Genomic DNA, 22,910 nt, shown 5'->3' on the forward strand with positions numbered 1-22,910 from the left:
AATTTCGCGCAAAGTTACCATTTATTTATCATATTTTGAACTTCTTCGTTCATTATTTTAGCAAATTCTTCAAATTTCATGGTTCCTTTGTCACCTTCCCCTTGCCTACGAACAGAAACTTCACCATTTTCAGCTTCTTTTTCACCAACAATAAGCATGTAAGGAATACGTTTCATCTCATTATCTCGAATCTTACGACCAATTTTTTCATTACGATCATCCACAATAGCACGAATTTCACGTGTTTTCAGATACATTTTTACTTGTTCGGCATACTCATTAAATTTCTCACTAATCGGTAAAATTGCAACCTGATCAGGAGTCAACCACAATGGGAACTTGCCGGCAGTATGCTCAATAAGTACGGCTACAAAGCGTTCCATAGATCCGAACGGTGCGCGGTGAATCATTACCGGACGATGCTTCTGGTTATCGGATCCCATATACTCAAGATCGAATCTTTCCGGCAAGTTATAATCTACTTGAATAGTTCCCAATTGCCAACGACGACCGATAGCGTCTTTCACCATGAAGTCCAATTTAGGACCATAAAAAGCAGCTTCACCATATTCAATTTTTGCTTTCAACCCCTTTTCCTCACACGCTTCGATGATTGCTTGCTCTGCCTTTTCCCAATTTTCGTCACTTCCGATATATTTCTCACGGTTCACTTTATCACGAAGAGAAATCTGAGCTTCAAAATTAGAGAAGTCCATTGAACGGAATACAATTGAAATAATATCCATTACACGAAGAAATTCTCCTTTCACCTGATCGGGACGGCAAAAAATATGTGCATCATCCTGCGTAAAGCTACGAACACGGGTCAGCCCGTGAAGTTCACCGCTTTGCTCATAACGACATACTGTTCCGAACTCAGCAATACGCAAAGGCAAATCTTTATAAGAACGGGGAAAGTTTTTATAAATCTCACAATGATGAGGGCAGTTCATCGGCTTTAAGAAATATTCCTCTCCCTCTTCCGGAGTATGTATCGGTTGGAAAGCATCCTTTCCATATTTGGCATAATGCCCTGAAGTCACATAAAGCAACTTATTTCCAATGGGTGGAGTTATTACTTCCTGATAATCGTAACGAGTTTGAATACGACGAAGGAATTCTTGCAGACGAAGACGTAGAGCAGTCCCTTTAGGCAACCACATCGGCAAACCTTTTCCTACTGTATCAGAGAACATGAAGAGTTGCATTTCCTTACCGATCTTACGATGGTCACGTTTTTTTGCTTCTTCCATTAAAGTCAGATATTCATCCAACATTTTCTTTTTCGGGAAAGTTATACCATATATACGAGTCAGCATTTTACGATCTTCATGTCCACGCCAATAAGCACCAGCCACAGAAGTCAATTTGATGGCCTTGATCGGAGCTGTTGTCATCAAATGTGGTCCCCGGCAAAGATCGGTAAACGCACCTTGAGTATACGTAGTGATATGACCATCTTCCAGTTCGGAAATCAATTCACATTTATAAGTTTCTCCACGATTACCAAACATTTTCAATGCATCCGACTTTGCTATATCCGCACGAACCACGGCTTCCTTCTTTGCGACCAATTCAGCCATTTTAGCTTCAATAGCAGGCAGATCAGCCTCTTTAATAACAGCCTCTCCCGGGTCAACATCATAATAGAAACCATTTTCAATAGCCGGACCTATACCAAACTGTATTCCCGGATAGAGTTCTTGCAGCGCTTCTGCCAGCAAGTGCGCACTCGTATGCCAGAAAGCGTGCTTCCCCTCTTCATCTTCCCATTTATAAAGTACTACCGAAGCATCTTCTTTAATAGGACGACCTAAATCATAAATCTCACCATTCACTCCACAAGCCAGCACATCTTGCGCCAAACGTGAACTGATACTTTCTGCAATTTGCAAACCGTTCACCCCTTCGTTATACTCACGAACAGAGCCATCGGGAAATGTTATCTTTATCATAATGTGATGTTATATTTTTCTTATTAGCACGCAAAAATAAGTAAACTTTTCGAGTTTTCTATTTTTTAATGAAAAAATGTTATTCCGGCTGATCCGTAAAACGTTTAATGATATTATAAGCGGATACAATACCCAACTCACCCGCCTTACTCAAATCAGTTATCCCTTGCTTGTTATTACCCAAGAATATATGTGTCAGACCTCTATTAAAGTATGCATCTGCAAAATCACGATTCAATTCTATGGCCTTGTCGTAATCGACCAATGCCGCACGATAATCTTTGAGCATAGCCTGTACATTGCCACGGTTATAATATGCATATACAAAATCCGGTGCCAAAGTTATCACTCGATCCAAATCAGCTTTTACAACGTCATAATCTACAGCTGTGATTTCTTTTTGAGAAGTGTCACCTCCCTGTTTTGCTGCGGCCACTTCCTCCGCTTTCTGATACTCTAACTGTTTATAGCGCACTAAAGATCTCATAAAATATGCAGGAAAGAATGTATCATCAAGTAAAATAGCCTTAGTCAGATCTTCTATAGAGCTTGTAAAATCTTGTACCAAATAGAAATCAAGCGCACGTGCAAAACGTTTGGAGGCACTTCTATCATCTTCCACTATTGCCGAAGTATGAGCATCAATCAATGCAAAATGGAACTTGACCTGTTCTTCTGTCAACGGTGCTTCCATATCAGTGATAAGTAAACGTTTCGGATATACTTTGGATTGATTTAATTCGTCAATGAATTTGTGAAAATTCACGAAACGTTTTACATCGCTTGCTTTCTCATAGTAAGTGAGAGCAAACATCGGTTCCAACTGAATATTTACATTCCTATCCTGTACCCTACCTCGATAATCACTCTTATACTGACGCTCCTGCTCCGAATCATCCGCAATCACTATCTTACGATAGTTATTCATATTTTTATCCGATTTTTTTCGAGTCTTACTGCCATCCTCCTCTTCACCTTCCTCCACATTCTGAGCGACATCTTTAGTCGTAACACCATTTTGACGATCTAGTTGTGCTTTCATTAATTTGAAATCATCCATCTCAGCACCTTTTTTATCTCCGATTTTCTTACGGGCTTCAGCACGATGATAATATCCGGCCAAGAAATTAGGATATTGGTCGATCACTGTTGTATAGTCCTTTATAGCTCCCCGATAATCTCCGGTTTGGGCACGTAGCAAACCACGATTAAAAGTAGCCATCATATTATCCGGTTCTATCTCAAGTACAAAATCAAAATCTTCAATCGCACGGTTATCATCACCAACCTGCGCTCGCAACAAACCACGATTATAATGTCCGATAAAGTTGTTAGGATCAATATCCAGTGCCAAATCATAATCACTCATAGCACCTCTCAGATTATTCTGGTGGAACCGAGCTAACGCACGATTTATATAATTACCCGCATTCCGGGCGCTTAAACGTATTGCATGATTAAAATCAGACTCGGCTTCCGCATACTTACTTTGCTGAAGCTGAACAATAGCCCGGGAAGCCCAAGCATCCGGATCGTATTTATCCATCTCAATAGCAGTATTAAAGTCTTTCAACGCCCTGATAGTATCTTGCTGTTTTAAGGCAACCTCTCCACGCATTAGATAAGCACGTGTATATTTGGGTGCCACCTTAAGCATGGTTTCCAAATTTTCTTCCGCTTCCTTATAATCCTTTTTCTGGATATAACATAAAACAAGATTATGCAAAAGAGTTATATTTTCTGGTGCATAGTGTAATGCCTTTTTATAATCCTCGATGGCACCGTCATATTTATTCTGACGGATACGCGCCAATCCACGAATCTGATAAGCCCCAACTACAAAAGGATTTCGCTCGATAGCTTTATCACAATCAGCTTCAGCACCCTGAAAATCATCCAAATTTATTTTTGCCAACCCCCGAAAAAAATAAGGCTCATATAAATATGGTTTCGCATTAATTACCTGATTGAAGTATTGAATAGAAAGTACATAATCTTCAAAATAAAGTGCATTACGGGCGATCATCATCACCCGCTCTGTATTTATCTGAGCATATACCAATGTAGGAAGTAGCAATAGTGCCACTAATATTTTTTTTATCATTAGCCTTAAGATACTTATTAAGCGAAACAAAAGTAATGCTTTTAGTCTATTCTACAGGGATATCAATCAACTTTTTATATTTTTTGAGCATTTGATCATGTAGATTAGACTATTAAACAATTTACGATTGAGGAATTTCTTTTTTAATTTAATTCATTCCCCAATCGTAAGACTCAAAATATCAAATTGTAAATTATATCACTTCACTTGTTTCATTTTATAAGAGCTACGGGCTTTGCCTTTCAACATTGCATTCAGCTTTCCCTTTATCATCTGTTTCCGTAACGGAGAAATATGATCGATAAACATTTTACCATCCAAGTGATCAAATTCATGTTGCATGACGCGTGCAAGATATCCTTCCACCACTTCGTCATGTTCAACAAAATTCTCATCCATGTATTTCACTCTTATACGCCCTCCACGTTTAACTGTTTCGTGAATGCCAGGCAAACTAAGGCATCCCTCCTCCATCGAAACTTCTTCACCACCAACTTCAATAATGTGCGGATTAATATACGCCCGATTAAAATCTTTAAATTCCGGAAACTCATCAGATATCGGGTCTAAAGTAATCGTTACAACACGAATTGGAAGTCCGATCTGAGGTGCGGCAAGCCCTACGCCATCGGCATGCACCATGGTTTCAAACATGTTAGCAATCAAATCTTTCAATCCAGGATAATCAGATGGTATATCTTCGGCCACTTTCCTAAGAACCGGCTGGCCATATGTGTAAATTGGTAAAATCATATTTTGTTATTCCTTATAATTATATTAAACAATTTATCCGTTTATATTAAAACGCTTACTTTCAAGATATGTTTGCAAGATGATAGTCGCACTGATTTCATCTACTAAAGCTTTATTCTGACGATCTTTCTTTTTTAGTCCGGCTTCAAGCATCGTACGATGCGCCAATACGGATGTAAAACGTTCGTCAACAAACTCAACAGACATTTCCGGAAGACGTTTCTTCAAATTCCTGACAAATGGTTCGATATACTTCATACTCTCAGAAACTTCATTATTCATTTGCTTAGGCAAACCAATTATGATACGTTCTACAGATTCTCTACGTGTATAATCAATGATGAAATCTAACAATTCATGTGTAGACACTGTTGCCAAACCATTTGCGATAATCTGCATTACATCGCTAACAGCCAGCCCCGTTCGTTTTCTACCGTAATCAATAGCTAATATCCTACTCATAATCGGGCACAAAAATACGATTAATATTTCGAATAAAGCTCATTATAATATAAAAAAGGCGTCTTTATTCAAGACGCCTTTTCTGCATTCAGAGCAAATACTCTGTAGAACCCCTATTTTATTCCAGAATCACTACACGGTTCAGGAAGTTCTTGCCGAACATGTTCGCAGTACCACCAAAACCGATGAGTTCGAGCTGATCTTTGTTCACACCTTCTTTTACGAGGGCATCGTAAACAGCCTGAGCGCGTTCTTCAGAAAGTTTCTGGTTCCATTTAGCACTACCGGTTGCTTCGTCGCAATATCCGGCTACCTTGTACTTCTTATCCGGATTAGCTTTCAATATCTTGGCAGCCAGTTGGATGTTAACCATGCCGTAATCATCGATCTTGGCACTTCCGATCTTGAAGAAGATAGCACGAGGACCGGCAACTTCAATTTCCTTAACAACCTCCTTTGTCACAGGCTTAACATTTGCCAGAGCGTTCTTGGCGTCTGCCAGGTCGGTCTGGGCCTGAGCCAATTCATCACGGTACTTGTTCAATTCATCGTTGATGGCGTTCTGATCTACCTTTCCGCCCGATACGAACTTCTTGCCACCGAATGTGTAAGTGACACCGGCTGTCAAGTGGATATAACCGTCAGTCTTTCCGCTGCTGTATGCGCCCAAGATAGATGGAGTCACCTGTCCGCGAGCTTCTAAGTCGATGGCAAGATACTCGTTCACATTGAACTTAGCACCTAAGCCGAGACTTGCGCCAACCAAACAACGAAAATCATGGTTTTTAGGATTAGTACCACCAACTCCCTCAGGCTGCAAAACATCATTAATTACTGTCTTGCCTCCTACTTCCGATTTTACCTCTTTATATACGGCATTCCATCCTCCATAGTTTTTGACAATGTTCATTGAGGGTCCCACGAAGAAATTCAATTCGAACACCCTTCCCGGCTTGTATCCGCAGAACAGGTTCGTGAGGTTCATCATTCCGTCGAGGTTCACACCGACGTAATTCTCCTCCCTTTTCACCTCAGGGCCGTTGATGGCGGCGAAAGGATAGTCGGTGGTCATCTTCGACTTCCACCCGTACACCTGTCCCCTGAACCCCCATATTGGGTTGATGAACTTACCAACCGACACGTTGATGAGCGGCGTCAGATTCTTTCCGAACTTGCTGTCCGGGTTCGTCGTTCCCTGCACGCCTGCCCCCACGCTGATAAAGATGTTGTCCTTCCAGCTCTCACTGTAGAACTTCTCCTTGTCTTGTGCAGAAGCCGAGGCAGCAGTCCCCGCCAGCAATAAAGATAATATTACTAATTTGCTTTTCATTGTTTTTCTATTTTAAATATTTCAACTCTTTTATTTCTATATTCGCCTTTCCTACTTCAACCGGAACTGAAAGGTAAGCCCCCCGGTGAAATATTTCATTCTCTGCAATTCTACCTGTGCATGCAGATGATTGAAAAGCAGATAAGTGGCTCCCAACGCAAAGTCCCTCGAATCGTATTCGGCTATCAGCCGCAGCTGCGGGTGGAAGGACGGGTTGTAGGTGACCCCGGCGGCGACCCCGTTGAGCTTGTACTCCCTCCTCCTGTTGTACACGTAGGAGAGGCTCACACCGATCGTTTCCCGGCCGACCCGCACATGTTTCGTGGCAGCGAGGTAGAAGCGGTTGTAATATCCGTTCCCCTGTTCCGAGGCTATCACGCCACCCGAGGACGTGAACGGGTCGGAAGTGCCCAGCACCACCGCGGGCATGTGTTTCCAGAACTGCCCTTCTTTCAAAGCGCGCAACCGGACTGAAAAATACCGGTCCTGATTCGTAAAACCCGAATAACCGTAGGGCTTGAGCCCCAGCGCCTCCGCCTTGAACAGCGTGCATGTGTATGCCACTTCAAGCCAGGGCAATATGGTCACGTTCAGGTAGTAATTATACGTATGGTAATACCATGTAGGAGGAGTTATCTCCTTGTTTAAAAAGTTTGCACCAAGCATCACCGTCTTGTCCTCACGCATCTCAGCGGAGGGAGCATGAAGCAATCCTGTGGTTCCATAAGTCAATTGAGCCGAAAGCGTGAACGTGAAGCACAATAACAGAATACATAATATAACTCGTTTTTGCATCTTGTATCTTTTACTTTAAAATCTACACTTTCGGATCAATTGTAATTTGAGTGCTATTATTCACCAACAAAAATACCACCACCAGAATTCAGATCATCACCATGTCCATGACCATGATTGTGTCCATGACCCAAATATACTGTTTCAGCATCAATGAGATGTCTCAATACAGACTTAACAACAACTTCCACTTTCTTTCCATTCAAAGTAAACTCGTATGTATCAATCTTATATTCTGTTTTAACTTTGATTGATTTCACCAAAGTATAAGGAGCAACAGCATATTTTAATTCTACATTTTGTGTCTTAAAGTCATCGCCAATTGCCATTCCACTCTTCTGGAATACATTCTTGATAGCAGAATTTACAGCACCTTGGGCATTCTCGTTAGTATAAACAGCAGAAATAGCTTCAGACAAACCATTATAGATAGAACCTTCCTGAGCATTATTATATGTCACGATCAAGTTATCTGATTTATCTGTATTATTCTGTTGATTAACATCTTTGTGGAATTCTTCACCAAACATAGTTTCACTCTTTACAGATTCAAGTTTGCCATTGATAGCAGCACGGAACTGAGAGAAGTGAGAAACTAACATAGTGTACGTAGAATTGTCAGTAGTAACTTCATTATTAAGATTAGAAGTACTTATACCCCAACCATTGTCAGTCTTATACTGGAGTTCCAATCCGCCCAATTGTCCGCCATAAATGTCAGCAAATGTAATCTTAAGCGGTTTATTATTAAACTTAGCACCATCAGGATTACCAAAGAAGCTACGAATAACTATATCTGTTTCATCCTCTTGAGTAAATGAAGGATTCTTTTCTTCTGTAGTGTTTCTTGTCAAGATAATAGGCAGATCTAAAGGAGCGCCTGCACTATTAGTTATAATAGTACCAGCCTCAATAGTAACCGTAGTTGCTTGTTCAGGAGAACCGTCACCCTTCATTTCTACTGTAACGTCATTCAAAACTTCGCCCTTCTCATTTACATCAGGCTCAATAACACCCTGTTCACCATCTTCTTCTTCTGAAACAACAAGAACACCATCTTTAGTTACATAAGGAAGTAATACATTAGCGTAAAGAGCATCACCTGTTCCTGTATAAGTAAACATTTGAGAGATTGTTACAGGAGTCAACTCTTTACCATTTGTATCCACTCTCTTCACAGAGGCTATAACAGTCCAAGTATTAGCATTAACTTCTTTTGCTTTTTCTACAGGAACCACAAATTTAAAGTGATCACTGTTATAAATCGGAGAAGCATCAATAGAAGTTCCATCCAATTTAATTGACTGAGCCTTAATCATATTGCCATTAGCATCTACAATTTCACCATATAAAGTTATTGTTTCTACAGCAGGTGCAGGCATTTCAGTCATAAAGACTGTGATCGTTTTTTCTACCTCAGTTTGAGTTTCTTTTTTCACTACTGGTAAAGTGATAGTTGTTTCGCCTGTATAGTAATTGTTGGCATAAGCTTTCACTTTATAAGTTCCGGCAGCAACACCAGCGATTTCTTTTACATTCTGTCCATTAAACACAAACTCAACACCTTCAATATCACTAAATGTCTTGTCATTTTTCGCACCAAAAGACAATTTATAAGTAGCTTCATATACTGGCTTCTCAGCTCCAATTTCAGTAAACACCAATGCAAATGATTGATTTCCACATCCAGGTATTGTGTAGATGCCTGATTCTACTGTATAATCTCCACTGGTAGCAACAATTTTATATTCTCCAGCTTCATCCTTATCATTTAATGTGAAGTTGAAATGATTAGCATTTTCTACTTTTTTATCAGTAGCAGCACCATCTTTCCACAATACAATTGTACCCTGTACAGCTTTACCATTAATATCTACAAGATTGCCAGATAATGTTGTGTAAGTAACTGTATCATCAGCAGGATCTTTTGGAGTTACAAGAACTTCAACAATAGTAGATTTCTGCTCACCCTCTTTATCAGAATAAATTTCAGGAAGAGTAACAACTGTTACACTAGAATTATATTCTTCAGTATCAGGAGTAGTAACTTTGAAAGCTTCTCCACCTTTAGTTACAAAACCATCAGCAGGAGTAGTCGTCAAAGTAGTAACTGCAGCGCCAGTCTTACTGTCCTTCACAACAAAGTTTACTTTATATTCAACAGGATAAGTCTTTTGTTCACTCAGTCTCATTGCAACTGACAAAGGATAAACGACAGCTTGTCCATCTTCTACCTTATTTAAGGTAACTGTTCTTGTAATTTTCTTACCATCATTATAACCAGTAGCAGCGAAAGTCAAAGTTACAACTTTAGTTTCAGAAGTAAACTTAGCGATCTTTACACTATAGACACCTTCTGTTACAGGAACAGATTGTCCTTCACAAGTAACCTCAGCATTAGGGATGTTTGCACCAGTAGTAATATCCGTAACAGAACCAGTGATTGTATAAACTGCATCGTCAAGAACAGTTGTACCTCCCCCCGGGGCGGAAGCGTCCAATCCATCGTCTTTATAACATCCGGTCAACAAGGCTCCGGATACAGCCAAAACGAGCAATGCTATTTTAGCACTAATCCCGCTTAAGAAACTTTTCTTTTTCATCTCAATAAAATTAAAAATTTAATAATTCTGATTTAATAAAATATGGGTTAAAACTATTATTCTGCATTATGTTATCACTGGGATTGGTACGATATCCCATATAATAATATCGTTCATTACCAGCGTTATATGCTATTCCCATGTTCTTCGATGGAGTCACACGGGGAATATAACCTTTTCTTTTATACTTATAAGGCGGCAACGCCACCTGGAAACGAAATCCGCCATTTGCTTTGGCTCCGTCAGCTTTCATGGCATAAAAGCCAATCGACGCATAGCGGAAATGACGTATGATATCCAACCTTACTCCCTTTTCACCTAATATATATTGTTCGGCCTTCAATGTCGTTTGAACGTTATACCGGGGCCAGTAGAAACTTCCTCCGAGGCTCCAGGTGATACGTTGCTTCGTCCCATAGTTATATTCAAAACCGTCCCAGTAATAGGTGCCGGTCATGCCGATACGTCCTTCAACACTGAAACGTTCGTCTTTAAAAGGATGAAACAATTTCAAATCCACTCCATATCTATCCCCATTATACGCACCCACTGTCAATGTCCCCCATATATTATAAGGTAAACGGACAGTCTGCTGTGCCGTCAGGAATCCCGGGTGAATTTTCCCCAAACGATCTCCGTACCCGTCATTATAAACCGGAAAAACAACCTGCGCTGTCAGCTTCATACCTTTCCAAAGGGAAACTTCGATTGCGGGGGAGAGATTGAACAAAACCTGATAGATCTGATTGATCACTAGATTCTTCAAGTTTAATTCCGGATACACCACTATATCAACCTTGAACAGAGAACTGTTCAGTTTTTTCCCTTTTGTCAGTTGTCTCCAATCATTCCCTAAATCATAACTCACCTCCCAATCCTTTCGACTGGCTTCAGGTACCGTGTCACCAATTATAGGTTCATAGTACAAAGAGATCTGAGGAACATTATTGTCCAAAAAAATCAACCTACATGGCTTTTTATCCGGTAAACCCATCCTTTGGACAACATCAACAGCCTTACCAATTCCTACTCCATTTAATCGATAGGCTGCATTTTCCATCACATAGACACGTTCTTTATCGTTCTCATGCCATGCTACATTTTCAAAACCCATTCCAACTAAAGTATTCACAGTCTCTTCCCCTGTTTGACACATACCCTTTAAAGGTAGCAAACAGAACAAAAAGACCGCTATTCCATGCACTATTATGCTGTTGGTTAGACTTTTCCACATGTAAGAGACAATATATCCCATTTTTAAACATTAATCGTTATCATCTGAATGACGCAAACACGTTGCAAAAATAGATACATTTTTAATAATACCAAAGAATTTTACATGAAAAATCGAAATATTGTATTGTTTTTTTTTATTCCAACCGTGGATTAGTGAAAAATAATATTGAATAGTTATTTTATATGCCATATATTAAATTTTCATCCTTTTATTTAGGCTTTTACAGAAAAATATATCGTGGTTTTATGGTTATACCAGCTAGTAAAACATAAGGTCATTTATGTGATTTTTTATTACTCATCAAAAGAACAGAAAATATGTTGTAAGCAAAAGTACGTATTTCTTCTATAATAGAAATAGGTATTTAACTCTGATTAAAAAAGGTATTTAATTATCCTTTAAATACATACATTCCAATCCAATAAATTATTGTTTTATTATCGTCTGATTATCAGTTTTATGTTATTTCCGGAATTAAAGCAATTGCCTTGTTTTTACTTTCGTCAACTATCTTTGCATATATCTGCGTTGTCTGTATATTTGTATGTCCCAATAGTTTAGAAACTGTATATAAGTCTGCTCCCAAAGTAATCATCATAGTGGCATGTGAGTGTCTTGCCACATGAAAAGTTATATGTTTTTGTATGCCTGCATCCATTGCCCAGCGAGATAGTACCTCATTTGTTCTTCCAAGAGAAATTAATCCTTTAAAAACTTTGTCAGAATCTAAAGATCCTCCCTTGTCCGGTAGCTGTTTTAAAGCTTCATTGCACAGGGGTAACGATATACATTCTTGAGTCTTTTTTTGGAGTATATGTAACTGAGTCCTACCTGTTTTATCTTTTCGGAGGTTTGCCCATGTTAGAGCCATAATGTCACAATGCCTGAGTCCACAAAAACAGCTGAACAGAAAGGCTCTTTTGAGAATATCATTATAAAAATAAGTTTTTGATAATGCTTTAATCTCATCAATGGATAAATAATCACGTTCAGTCTTTTTTCTTTTCGGTTTATCCTCATTTTTTATTTTATTTATGGGGTTTATAGATAAAATATCTTCAACGACTGCGTAATTTAAACAATAGTTTAGCTCTTTAAAATAACATACCTGAGTATTTACATTTATCTTTTTTTCTTTCTTACAATGTTTTTGAGTAGTTGTTTTGAGATATTCTATGAACCCAATTACATACTCTTTATCAATTAGTTTTAGACTGGTTCCATTTGTGTCATATCGTTGTAGATGAAATATAAGTGTATTCATTAACGTTTTCTTTGCCTTTTTCGTCGGATCTCTGTCTGCAAGCTCTGCAATATATTCAGTTAATAACATGTTTGCTTTATTTTTGTTATAATTAAATCCGAACTTGCTATTTTGCAACTCTACAATTTTTTGGGCTTTTATTGCATTGGCCAATTTTAAAGTTTCCACATTGCGTTGTTTGTCTGCACGATTGGATTCCGGAATTATATAAAGCTTTAAAAATTCGTACATTCTCCTCTTATTCATATAGATATCAAGATAGAGAGATAAACAACCATTTAATAGTTGTTTGCTTCTAAGTTTTATAGGTTCTTTTATTTTTATTTCTCGTTTCATATACTTCGTTTATTTTCGCAAATATATACAACTCTATGTCTAAAGTAACAAATAGGTAACAGTTTCAATAGAGTGCATATATAGCTTTTCATTTATTTCTACTATCATAATTAACTAAAGCAAGATTAAGGTAGTTCCTTTTTGCTGATAGAAAGTAACAAACAAATGGCAAATATAATATATAAACTCACAAATATCACTTTTTATATGTCTTTTATTTTAGAGATAAGAAAGTATATATATATGATAATCAATAAAATAAACAAATATACTATTAAGGAAAATTATTTGTAGTCTTATCCGGATAAAAAGCCATGTAGATTAATCATTTTGGATAACAACGTGCCTCAGATCTCTTTGTACTACGAACCTATAATTGGTGACACGGTACCTGAAGCCAGTCGAAAGGATTGGGAGGTGAGTTATGATTTGGGAAATGATTGGAGACAGCTGACAAAAGGGAAAAAACTGAACAGTTCTCTGTTCAAGGTCGATATAGTGGTGTATCCCGAATTAAACTTGAAGAATCTCGTGATCAATCAGATCTATCAGGTTTTGTTCAATCTCTCCCCCGCAATCGAAGTTTCTCTTTGGAAAGGTATGAAACTGACAGCGCAGGTTGTTTTTCCGGTTTATAATGACGGGTACGGAGATCGTTTGGGGAAAATTCACCCGGGATTCCTGACGGCACAGCAGACTGTCCGTTTACCTTATAATATATGGGGAACATTGACGGTGGGAACTTATAATGGTGGAAGGTATGGATTAGACCTAAAATTTTTCCACCCTTTTAAAGACGAACGTTTCAGTGTTGAAGGACGTATCGGCATGACCGGAACCTATTACTGGAACGGTTTTGAATATAATTATGGGACGAAGCAACGTATCACCTGGAGCCTTGGAGGTAGTTTCTACTGGCCCCGGTATAACGTTCAAACGACATTGAAGGCCGAACAATATATATTAGGTGAAAAGGGAGTAAGGTTGGATATCATACGTCATTTCCGCTATGCGTCGATTGGCTTTTATGCCATGAAAGCTGACGGAGCCAAAGCAAATGGCGGATTTCGTTTCCAGGTGGCGTTGCCGCCTTATAAGTATAAAAGAAAAGGTTATATTCCCCGTGTGACTCCATCGAAGAACATGGGAATAGCATATAACGCTGGTAATGAACGCTATTATTACAAAGGATATCGTTCTAACCCCAGCGATAACATAATGCAGAATAATAGTTTTAACCCATATTTTATTAAATCAGAATTACTAAATTTTTAATTTTATTGAGATGAAAAAGAAAAGTTTTTTTAGTGGTTTTAATGCAAAAATGGCATTAGCCATTGTAGCATTATCCGGGGCTTTATTAACCGGGTGCTATAAGGATGACGGCTTGGATGTAAACGGCCCTGCGGGAGAAGTTATTTTGCCGAACGCAACTTACACCATTACAGGATCTGTCGTTAATCCAAACGGTGAACTTATCGCTAACGGTGATGCAACCATGACTATCGGTGGTGCATCGGTTGAGTTGAACGGCGGTTCGTTTACATACCAAACAGAGACAACAGGTCCTGTTGCGATTGTTGTTACACCAAAAAACACTAAAGTGTATAAAGGTACAGTAACTACTACTGTCGACATCCAAGAAGTTGCGGCCGGCCAAGCAGCAGTTTACAATAAGACTATTGTATTGCCGTTTGCAGATGTGGTTCCAACTGAGTTTATTGATGTTGAATATAAGTTAGAAACATCGGTTTATGGATCAGACAATTTGACAAATGCATGGAATAATGAAGATTACACAGTAAAAGTAAATAATGCTAATGTCAAAGAAACATACGATGGTGGAACAATATTGAATGTTGTCATAACTCCCAATGGAGATAAAGCCTCAAAATATGGTAATTATACAACTGTTATCACTCTTCCAAAGTATCAAGTAGAAAAAGGAGAGAATAATATTGTATCAATGCCATTGACTGCAATTTTACCATATATCGAAGGTCCTGCCCAAGAGTATGTTTATAAAAACTTCAATGCTAACTTTATTCTTATAAATGGTGCAGAAGTAACTTCCATCGAATTAAAGAAATCTGAAGGCACAACTCCTATTGTTCTTGACGGGAAATTTAAAGTAGAAGGTATAAATTATTTCTCATATACTGATGAGTTGAAAAAAGAAGATGCTAATAAGTATACCTATAAGATAGAAGTAAATTATAAAGATCAAAAGGGTGCATCACATACCAAAGAATATGATTGTAACGCTGATAATAACGTAGTTGCAGATCTATTAGATGGTTTTGTACCAGCAGATGATACTTGGAATGGCAGTCTTTATCAAATAGATTTTGGAAACAGTGGAGACGAAGCAAACATGGCACCGGGTGTTTATCCTTATTATAAGGATATAAATGTACCGGCAGATGTAAACGTTGTAATTAACAGATTATCTAAAAACGAAATAGCTGATCTTACCGTATTACGTATGTATAGAGGTACCCCTGACGGTATTAAATTTGCAAAAGATGGTAGTGCAGCCGATATCACAGTTTCTTTCAATGAATTCGGAACAGAAGACTTTGGAGAAGTTACGTTAGTCAATGCTAATTTAGACAAAGCTGATGGTAGTATTTCTGCTACTGATGGAGCATATGTTCTTACTATCCCGCATTTCTCTACATTCGGTGCAAAGATCGACTTTAGCTCAGAAGAATCTGGGACTCCCACTGAAAAGAAAGAAAAAACCGAACGTGAAATTGGAAAGAAAAATGATACTGATTATGCAGTGAATGCAACAATCAGATATTATTATAACACAGGCTCTAAATTTGATATTGATGAAGCAGTAAAAGATTTCACAAACGATAAGGCTAAAGAACGCGCAAAGGCATTGATCCTAAATGATCTGGCAAGCAAAAACATCGTAAATAATTGGGAAGAAAAAAAGACTGCTGAATTCATTTACACAGTAGCTCCTTATACTTGCTTAGAAAGTGCTACTATAGAGGCTCTTACTAAAGTCACAACTTATAAATATAAAATTGGCTCAAAAGAAGTAACACTTGACGTTACTACTGCAGTTAAGACAGAAGTTAAGGATGTTAAAACTTTCACATTCGGTCACGGACATGGACATAGCCATGATCATGGTCACGGTGATTTGAATGCCGGTGGTGGTATCATCGAAGCAGAATAATATTTATAGGAAATTGAGTCGAAAGTATTAATAAAATGATATGATGAAACGAATTCTAATATTATGCGTGTTCTTATGCTTCACGTTCACGCTTTCGGCTCAATTGACTTATGGAACCACAGGATTGCTTCATGCTCCCTCCGCTGAGATGCGTGAGGACAAGACGGTGATGCTTGGTGCAAACTTTTTAAACAAGGAGATAACTCCTCCTACATGGTATTACCATACGTATAATTACTACCTGAACGTGACCATATTGCCCTGGCTTGAAGTGGCATACACATGCACGCTGTTCAAGGCGGAGGCGCTGGGGCTCAAGCCCTACGGTTATTCGGGTTTTACGAATCAGGACCGGTATTTTTCAGTCCGGTTGCGCGCTTTGAAAGAAGGGCAGTTCTGGAAACACATGCCCGCGGTGGTGCTGGGCACTTCCGACCCGTTCACGTCCTCGGGTGGCGTGATAGCCTCGGAACAGGGGAACGGATATTACAACCGCTTCTACCTCGCTGCCACGAAACATGTGCGGGTCGGCCGGGAAACGATCGGTGTGAGCCTCTCCTACGTGTACAACAGGAGGAGGGAGTACAAGCTCAACGGGGTCGCCGCCGGGGTCACCTACAACCCGTCCTTCCACCCGCAGCTGCGGCTGATAGCCGAATACGATTCGAGGGACTTTGCGTTGGGAGCCACTTATCTGCTTTTCAATCATCTGCATGCACAGGTAGAATTGCAGAGAATGAAATATTTCACCGGGGGGCTTACCTTTCAGTTCCGGTTGAAGTAGGAAAGGCGAATATAGAAATAAAAGAGTTGAAATATTTAAAATAGAAAAACAATGAAAAGCAAATTAGTAATATTATCTTTATTGCTGGCGGGGACTGCTGCCTCGGCTTCTGCACAAGACAAGGAGAAGTTCTACAGTGAGAGCTGGAAGGACAACATCTTTATCAGCGTGGGGGCAGGCGTGCAGGGAACGACGAACCCGGACAGCAAGTTCGGAAAGAATCTGACGCCGCTCATCAACGTGTCGGTTGGTAAGTTCATCAACCCAATATGGGGGTTCAGGGGACAGGTGTACGGGTGGAAGTCGAAGATGACCACCGACTATCCTTTCGCCGCCATCAACGGCCCTGAGGTGAAAAGGGAGGAGAATTACGTCGGTGTGAACCTCGACGGAATGATGAACCTCACGAACCTGTTCTGCGGATACAAGCCGGGAAGGGTGTTCGAATTGAATTTCTTCGTGGGACCCTCAATGAACATTGTCAAAAACTATGGAGGATGGAGCTTGGGATACAAGACTGATGATGGTGTAAAAGTGGAAAATGGTGTAAAATACACTACAACCATCGACCCTTCAAGTACAAAACCAGCTAATCACGACCTCCGTTGTTTGGTTGGTGCAAGTCTCGGCTTAGGTGCTAAGTTCAATGTGAACGAGTATCTTGCCATCGACTTAGAAGCTCGCGGACAGGTGACTCCATCTATCCTGGGCGCATACAGCAGCGGAAAGACTGACGGTTATATCCACTTGACAGCCGGTGTCACTTACACATTCGGTGGTAAGAAGTTCGTATCGGGCGGAAAGGTAGATCAGAACGCCATCAACGATGAATTGAACAAGTACCGTGATGAATTGGCTCAGGCCCAGACCGACCTGGCAGACGCCAAGAACGCTCTGGCAAATGTTAAGCCTGTGACAAAGGAGGTTGTTAAGGAAATTGAAGTTGCCGGTCCTCGTGCTATCTTCTTCAAGATCGGAAGTGCCAAGATCGATGATTACGGCATGGTTAACATCCAACTGGCTGCCAAGATATTGAAAGCTAATCCGGATAAGAAGTACAAGGTAGCCGGATATTGCGACGAAGCAACCGGTAGTGCTAAATGGAACCAGAAACTTTCTGAAATGCGCGCTCAGGCTGTTTACGATGCCCTCGTAAAAGAAGGTGTGAACAAAGATCAGCTCGAACTCATCGGTTTCGGTGGTACTGCGAACATGTTCGGCAAGAACTTCCTGAACCGTGTAGTGATTCTGGAATAAAATAGGGATTTTACAGAGCAGAAAGCTCTGAAACTATGATTACAAGCTGTCTCAACATCCAATTGGGACAGCTTGTTTTTTATTCTCAGTATCCACTATAATGCCATCCAATGATAGAAAAATATGCGGCTTTGCTCCACGGCAGAAAAAGCTGCCTCATGACGGATATCGAGACAGCTTTAATGCTTTAATCGTAACTAAATAAAAGAACCCGGTCAAACTTCGCTCTTCATTACTTTGAGAGGACAATTTAACCGGGTTCTAATAATATCTTTATTTTATTCCTACCAGAAGAATCATTTAATACACCAACTTCACATTATCAATCCAAAGAGAATTACCGGGTGAGCCTATATAAGCCCCGCCATGACTAGATGTGAACTGAAGTATCATATCAGTAGGCTGATCATCTTTATCACCCCAAGCGACTTCCTGAATAGGCACACTTTCACCTTTGCTATTGGTAGTATATCGTTCTTCCACCTGAAGCCTCATCATATGAGGTTTATAATCGGGATGGCCTGTTATATCACCGTAAAGTATTTCATAAGTAGCATTATTGTGCCAGTCCGTGGTAGCATAATAACGTACCACCATTGTGCCGATACGTTTAGCATAAACATTGCCTTCCTTATCTTCCCAACGTTTCTGCAAAAGTAGGATAGCAGCCGGAAAATCTTTCCCGGCAACATCGGTAATCTTACTGAAACCTGTCGCACGAATACGATTTTCCCGATCAGACATCTTCACCTTATAATCAAACTGCAGGGCTATGGGACGTTTCGTAAAAGGAATGCCACACTGCAACATTTTTTGCGGATTCTTCGTTCCCTTTATCGGCTCGTGTACCGATCCCAAAAACATGGAACCGGCAGCAAGTACTGTTATGTCAACCAGCCCGAAAACCTTTACACTCTCCATACGGGTATCCAGTCGGGCACAATACCCCTCTCCCCTCTTTTCAGGAAATACAGAAGTATTGGTCTTGACCACTCCCGCCACTTTAGCCATTACATTGGAAGTCGCCCAAGGAGAGCCTCCCAAGTTTTTATAAACTTTTGCTCCGGAAATGGTCTGCGTCGGACCGACGGCATATACATTTTTTGTATTTCCACCTATAATGCCGGATTCTTTAATTTCACGGTTTACCCACTGATCCATATCCCCGAACGGGAGCATTTCCACTTTAGGCTGTCCCATAACAACGCTGGAACATAACACCATAAAGCCCGTCGCCAACAGACGATGATATGTTTTCTTCATCCTCATTTCTCCTTTCATTTAAAGACTATATCCCCACTGCTCAAGGGCAAAACTCCAATTATCCTGCACCAACTGAACAGTACGGTCATCATACTTATACTTATTTTTCTTGTATCCTTTCTTACCACCCACATATTTATCAATGGCTTGATACGCCTCATCAAAACCAGGAATGGAAAGCGTCTTATATATGTTTTCAGTCATTCCCATCGCATCAGCTTCGAAATCCTCAAATTTAACCTCGATCAGATTACCTTCAGGAATATATTTCTTATCCGCTTCGTATTTATGATACAGCTTGGCGTAAATGGACAGTATATTCCGCTCCAACTCCTCATTGCTGATATCTTCCAGCTTCAACGGTTGAATAGTATTGGTAAAGAAACTCCGCGTAGATTCGAAAACCGTATACGGATTACGTATCAGGTACACAAACTTCGCATTCGGGAACATCTTAACAAGCTCCTTCACACGTCCGGTATGAGGTGGGTTCTTACTCAAGAATTGAGTACCGTGCGTATTCCATAAAGAGATTTTTATCAACTTGGTGAATGTCTCTTCAAATACCTTGAGTTCATCCTCAGTTATGGTGTCAAAAAGTAGATATTTGTCGGCATATTCCTGTTGATATTTCGGCAAGAACCAAAAATTATAATATGTATACGGCATCATATTGGCCAAAGCAAATTCTTCTTCCTGCGGGAGATCCACAGCCAATTCCATATTGTCGGTCGGACGTTTGTCGGGCATTAGCCAACTCATGTTCTTTTTAAAGAACGGCTGTCCCCACATCATCAAATGCGGAAACACAGTCTGATAGGTAGTGTTATATCCGAAATGCTTATCACAGGAAAAAACATTATGAACAAAGGTAGTTCCGCTACGCCAATGTCCCAAAATAAAAACCGGATCATGCTCCAGTGGTTTATCAGCCAATAACTTTTCATAACGGGTGTCCTGCAAAGGTGCCAATGTAGAAAGCAACCGGCACACTGCTTTGGTCAAACGATATTTCCCTTTATAAGAAGCATCGATATCCCGACCTTTCGTTATAGAATTAAAAGTTTTCCAATCAGCCCCTACTAAGGTATTTATCGGAAGTTTATTAAATTCAAGTAGTCCCACTTCTTTATTCGATAATTAGTATTTAAAGTCGCACACAGGTTCGACTTTCTGTTTATAATAAATCCTCTTTACTTCTCCAATTTCACTGCGAATCCCTGACGTTCAAGCTCCTTCACAGCCTTTTCTATAGCAGCGTAATGTTCCGGAGCTATGCCCAGCCCGGGAAGATTCAATACAGGAATATCCTCAGCAATATTCATGTCTTTTGTCTCGACCCGATCTATGATCATACCCACAGCACTCGTATTATTCGTAATCGGATCGATCAGAATGAACGAACCGCAAGACTTATTCTTCTTATACGGATCAAAGAACAACTCTTTGGCGGTGGTCAGTACCACACGCGCTATTTCGTTGAGAGAAAGGAACGGCACGGAAGAGTGTTCCATCGTATTCACATCTACTTTATATTTGATACTGTCGATGCGGGTACGGCTCATATTAGTGGTTTGCTTGATAAAAAACGATTTATTTACATCCATCGGTTCTTCATCCATCCATACAAGCATGGCCTCAAAATTACGGTCTACAATGGGCAAATTGTCCGGATGAACCAACATTTCTCCCCTTGATACGTCGATCTCATCCTCCAATGTGAGAGTTATGGCCTGAGGAGGAAAAGCATAATCCAATTCTCCGTCATACGTCACAATACTCTTCACATGAGAAACCTTTCCGGAAGGTAAAGCCATCACTTTGTCCCCCTTACGCACAACACCCGAAGCGACCTTGCCACAGAAACCACGGAAATCAAGATTCGGACGAAGCACATACTGTACGGGAAAACGGAAGTCCGACAAATTATGATCGTTATCGATATGGACCGTTTCCAAGAAATCAAGCAATGAAATGCCCTTATACCAAGGCGTACGGTCTGACTTCTCAACTACATTGTCACCGTCCAACGCAGAAAGAGGTATGCAGTTCACATCAGGAATGCCTAACGGTGCTACAAACTTCATATAATCGGAAACAATCTCGTTGAACCTATCTTCTGAGAAATCAACCAGATCCATCTTATTGACAGCCAGTACCACATGCTTTATTCCTAACAGCGAAACCAAAAAAGTATGCCGGCGGGTCTGGGTAATCACTCCCATACGGGCATCGACAAGAATGATGGCGAGATTGGCAGTTGAACCGCCCGTAATCATATTGCGCGTATACTGCTCATGTCCCGGAGTATCGGCTATGATGAATTTACGGTTATTGGTCGAGAAGTACCGATAGGCAACATCGATTGTGATCCCCTGTTCACGTTCAGCTTTCAGGCCATCAAGTAACAGTGCATAATCGATATGCTCACCCGCATTCCCCATACGCTTACTATCACGTTCGAGCGCATCCAATTGATCTTCATACAGCTTCTTACTATCAAATAGCAAACGACCGATCAAAGTCGACTTTCCGTCATCTACCGAACCAGCCGTCAAAAGGCGGAGCAAATCTTTCTGTTCGTCTTTGTCCAGAAATGCTTTTATATCTAATGTTTCTCCCATTTTTAGTATCCTTTTCTTTATTTTAAAATTTAGAAGTAACCCTCGCGTTTTTTCTGCTCCATGCTCGCATCCTGATCGAAATCAATCACGCGGGTAGTACGTTCACTCTTCGTCGTGGTCATCATCTCTTCCACAATTTTCTCAATGGTATCGGCCTCGCTCTCGACCGCCCCGGTCAATGGCCAACATCCTAACGTACGGAAACGAACCATCTTCATCTGAATCTGATCACGATATTTTTCCGGCAAGCGATCATCATCGGCCATGATCAGATTACCGTCGATTTCCACACACGGACGTTCTTTCGCATAGTATAAAGGCACGATCGGAATATTTTCCAAACGTATATACTGCCAGATATCCAGTTCCGTCCAGTTACTCAACGGAAATACGCGAATGCTCTCCCCTTTATGCACACGGGCATTATAGATATCCCACAATTCCGGTCTTTGGTTCTTCGGGTCCCATTGATGGAACTTATCACGGAATGAGAAAATACGCTCTTTGGCACGCGACTTCTCTTCATCGCGACGGGCTCCTCCAAAAGCAGCATCAAATTTATATTTATCAAGCCCGCGAAGCAATGCCTGGGTCTTCATCAGATCAGTATGCACCTTACTACCGTGAGTGAAAGGGCCGACACCTGCATGAAAAGCCTCCATATTACTCTCCACAATCAGATTCCAACCATATTTCTTCGCATATTCATCACGGAATTGAATCATCTCCTTAAATTTCCATTTAGAATCGATGTGCATCAAAGGAAACGGCACCTTCCCCGGATAAAATGCTTTCTCCGCCAAACGTACCATGACAGACGAATCCTTTCCAATGCTGTATAGCATCACAGGATTCTCAAATTCCGCAGCCACTTCACGGATGATATGTATAGACTCTGCTTCGAGTTCCTTCAAGTGGCTTAATTTATACTCTTCTTTCATTATATT

At 40.2% G+C, this 22,910-nt stretch carries 17 protein-coding genes; 4 read left to right on the forward strand and 13 right to left on the reverse strand.

The features are described 5' to 3' along the window. Positions 1–14 precede the first annotated feature (14 nt). From thrS to H8744_RS17135, 9 genes are all read right to left on the reverse strand, one after another. Positions 15–1,955: a threonine--tRNA ligase gene (gene thrS / locus H8744_RS17095; RefSeq protein ID WP_262436010.1), complete on the reverse strand. Its 1,941-nt coding sequence runs from the start codon at positions 1,953–1,955 to the stop codon at positions 15–17. A 79-nt stretch (positions 1,956–2,034) separates the two neighbouring features. Then, complete coding sequence (locus H8744_RS17100; RefSeq protein ID WP_262436011.1) at positions 2,035–4,059, reverse strand: tetratricopeptide repeat protein; 2,025 nt, start codon at positions 4,057–4,059, stop codon at positions 2,035–2,037. Between the two features lie 198 nt (positions 4,060–4,257). Next, positions 4,258–4,812 (reverse strand): peptide deformylase, encoded by a 555-nt coding sequence (gene def / locus H8744_RS17105; RefSeq protein ID WP_262436012.1) that lies wholly within the window; start codon positions 4,810–4,812, stop codon positions 4,258–4,260. 33 nt (positions 4,813–4,845) lie between these two features. Then, on the reverse strand, positions 4,846–5,274 hold the full coding sequence (gene ruvX / locus H8744_RS17110) for a Holliday junction resolvase RuvX (RefSeq protein ID WP_262436013.1): 429 nt from the start codon (positions 5,272–5,274) through the stop codon (positions 4,846–4,848). Positions 5,275–5,392: 118 nt separating this feature from the next. Further along, positions 5,393–6,604, reverse strand: a complete 1,212-nt coding sequence (locus H8744_RS17115; RefSeq protein WP_262436014.1) for an OmpA family protein — start codon at positions 6,602–6,604, stop codon at positions 5,393–5,395. 51 nt (positions 6,605–6,655) lie between these two features. Next, the gene (locus tag H8744_RS17120; protein WP_262436015.1) at positions 6,656–7,399 is read right to left on the reverse strand and encodes a YjbH domain-containing protein; all 744 of its coding nucleotides are present in this window, start codon (positions 7,397–7,399) and stop codon (positions 6,656–6,658) included. 56 nt (positions 7,400–7,455) lie between these two features. Then, the gene (locus H8744_RS17125; RefSeq protein WP_262436016.1) at positions 7,456–10,002 is read right to left on the reverse strand and encodes a DUF3869 domain-containing protein; all 2,547 of its coding nucleotides are present in this window, start codon (positions 10,000–10,002) and stop codon (positions 7,456–7,458) included. Between the two features lie 10 nt (positions 10,003–10,012). Then, the gene (locus tag H8744_RS17130) at positions 10,013–11,257 is read right to left on the reverse strand and encodes a hypothetical protein (protein ID WP_439649364.1); all 1,245 of its coding nucleotides are present in this window, start codon (positions 11,255–11,257) and stop codon (positions 10,013–10,015) included. A 439-nt stretch (positions 11,258–11,696) separates the two neighbouring features. Further along, the gene (locus H8744_RS17135) at positions 11,697–12,839 is read right to left on the reverse strand and encodes a site-specific integrase (RefSeq protein WP_262436018.1); all 1,143 of its coding nucleotides are present in this window, start codon (positions 12,837–12,839) and stop codon (positions 11,697–11,699) included. A 342-nt stretch (positions 12,840–13,181) separates the two neighbouring features. Here H8744_RS17135 and H8744_RS17140 point away from each other — a divergent pair, with 342 nt between their 5' ends. From H8744_RS17140 to H8744_RS17155, 4 genes are read left to right on the forward strand one after another with little or no spacing between them, the layout of a single operon-like run. Then, the gene (locus H8744_RS17140; RefSeq protein WP_439649387.1) at positions 13,182–14,114 is read left to right on the forward strand and encodes a hypothetical protein; all 933 of its coding nucleotides are present in this window, start codon (positions 13,182–13,184) and stop codon (positions 14,112–14,114) included. 10 nt (positions 14,115–14,124) lie between these two features. Beyond that, positions 14,125–16,035, forward strand: coding sequence for a DUF3869 domain-containing protein (locus tag H8744_RS17145; protein WP_262436020.1), 1,911 nt, complete (start codon positions 14,125–14,127; stop codon positions 16,033–16,035). A 40-nt stretch (positions 16,036–16,075) separates the two neighbouring features. Next, complete coding sequence (locus H8744_RS17150; RefSeq protein ID WP_262436021.1) at positions 16,076–16,819, forward strand: YjbH domain-containing protein; 744 nt, start codon at positions 16,076–16,078, stop codon at positions 16,817–16,819. A gap of 51 nt (positions 16,820–16,870) precedes the next feature. Then, the gene (locus H8744_RS17155; RefSeq protein ID WP_262436022.1) at positions 16,871–18,076 is read left to right on the forward strand and encodes an OmpA family protein; all 1,206 of its coding nucleotides are present in this window, start codon (positions 16,871–16,873) and stop codon (positions 18,074–18,076) included. 300 nt (positions 18,077–18,376) lie between these two features. On the opposite strand, the gene H8744_RS17160 is transcribed toward H8744_RS17155, so the two are convergent. The 4 genes from H8744_RS17160 to cysD all read right to left on the reverse strand — a co-directional run bounded on the left by H8744_RS17160 (position 18,377) and on the right by cysD (position 22,904). Further along, on the reverse strand, positions 18,377–19,339 hold the full coding sequence (locus tag H8744_RS17160; RefSeq protein ID WP_262436023.1) for a PCMD domain-containing protein: 963 nt from the start codon (positions 19,337–19,339) through the stop codon (positions 18,377–18,379). A gap of 18 nt (positions 19,340–19,357) precedes the next feature. Beyond that, positions 19,358–20,464, reverse strand: a complete 1,107-nt coding sequence (locus H8744_RS17165) for a cholesterol-responsive sulfotransferase (RefSeq protein ID WP_262436024.1) — start codon at positions 20,462–20,464, stop codon at positions 19,358–19,360. A 68-nt stretch (positions 20,465–20,532) separates the two neighbouring features. Next, complete coding sequence (gene cysN, locus H8744_RS17170) at positions 20,533–21,963, reverse strand: sulfate adenylyltransferase subunit CysN (RefSeq protein ID WP_262436025.1); 1,431 nt, start codon at positions 21,961–21,963, stop codon at positions 20,533–20,535. 29 nt (positions 21,964–21,992) lie between these two features. Beyond that, the gene (gene cysD / locus H8744_RS17175; RefSeq protein WP_262436026.1) at positions 21,993–22,904 is read right to left on the reverse strand and encodes a sulfate adenylyltransferase subunit CysD; all 912 of its coding nucleotides are present in this window, start codon (positions 22,902–22,904) and stop codon (positions 21,993–21,995) included. Positions 22,905–22,910 lie beyond the last annotated feature (6 nt).

The sequence above is a fragment of the Jilunia laotingensis genome (assembly GCF_014385165.1).
Lineage (GTDB): Bacteria > Bacteroidota > Bacteroidia > Bacteroidales > Bacteroidaceae > Bacteroides > Bacteroides laotingensis.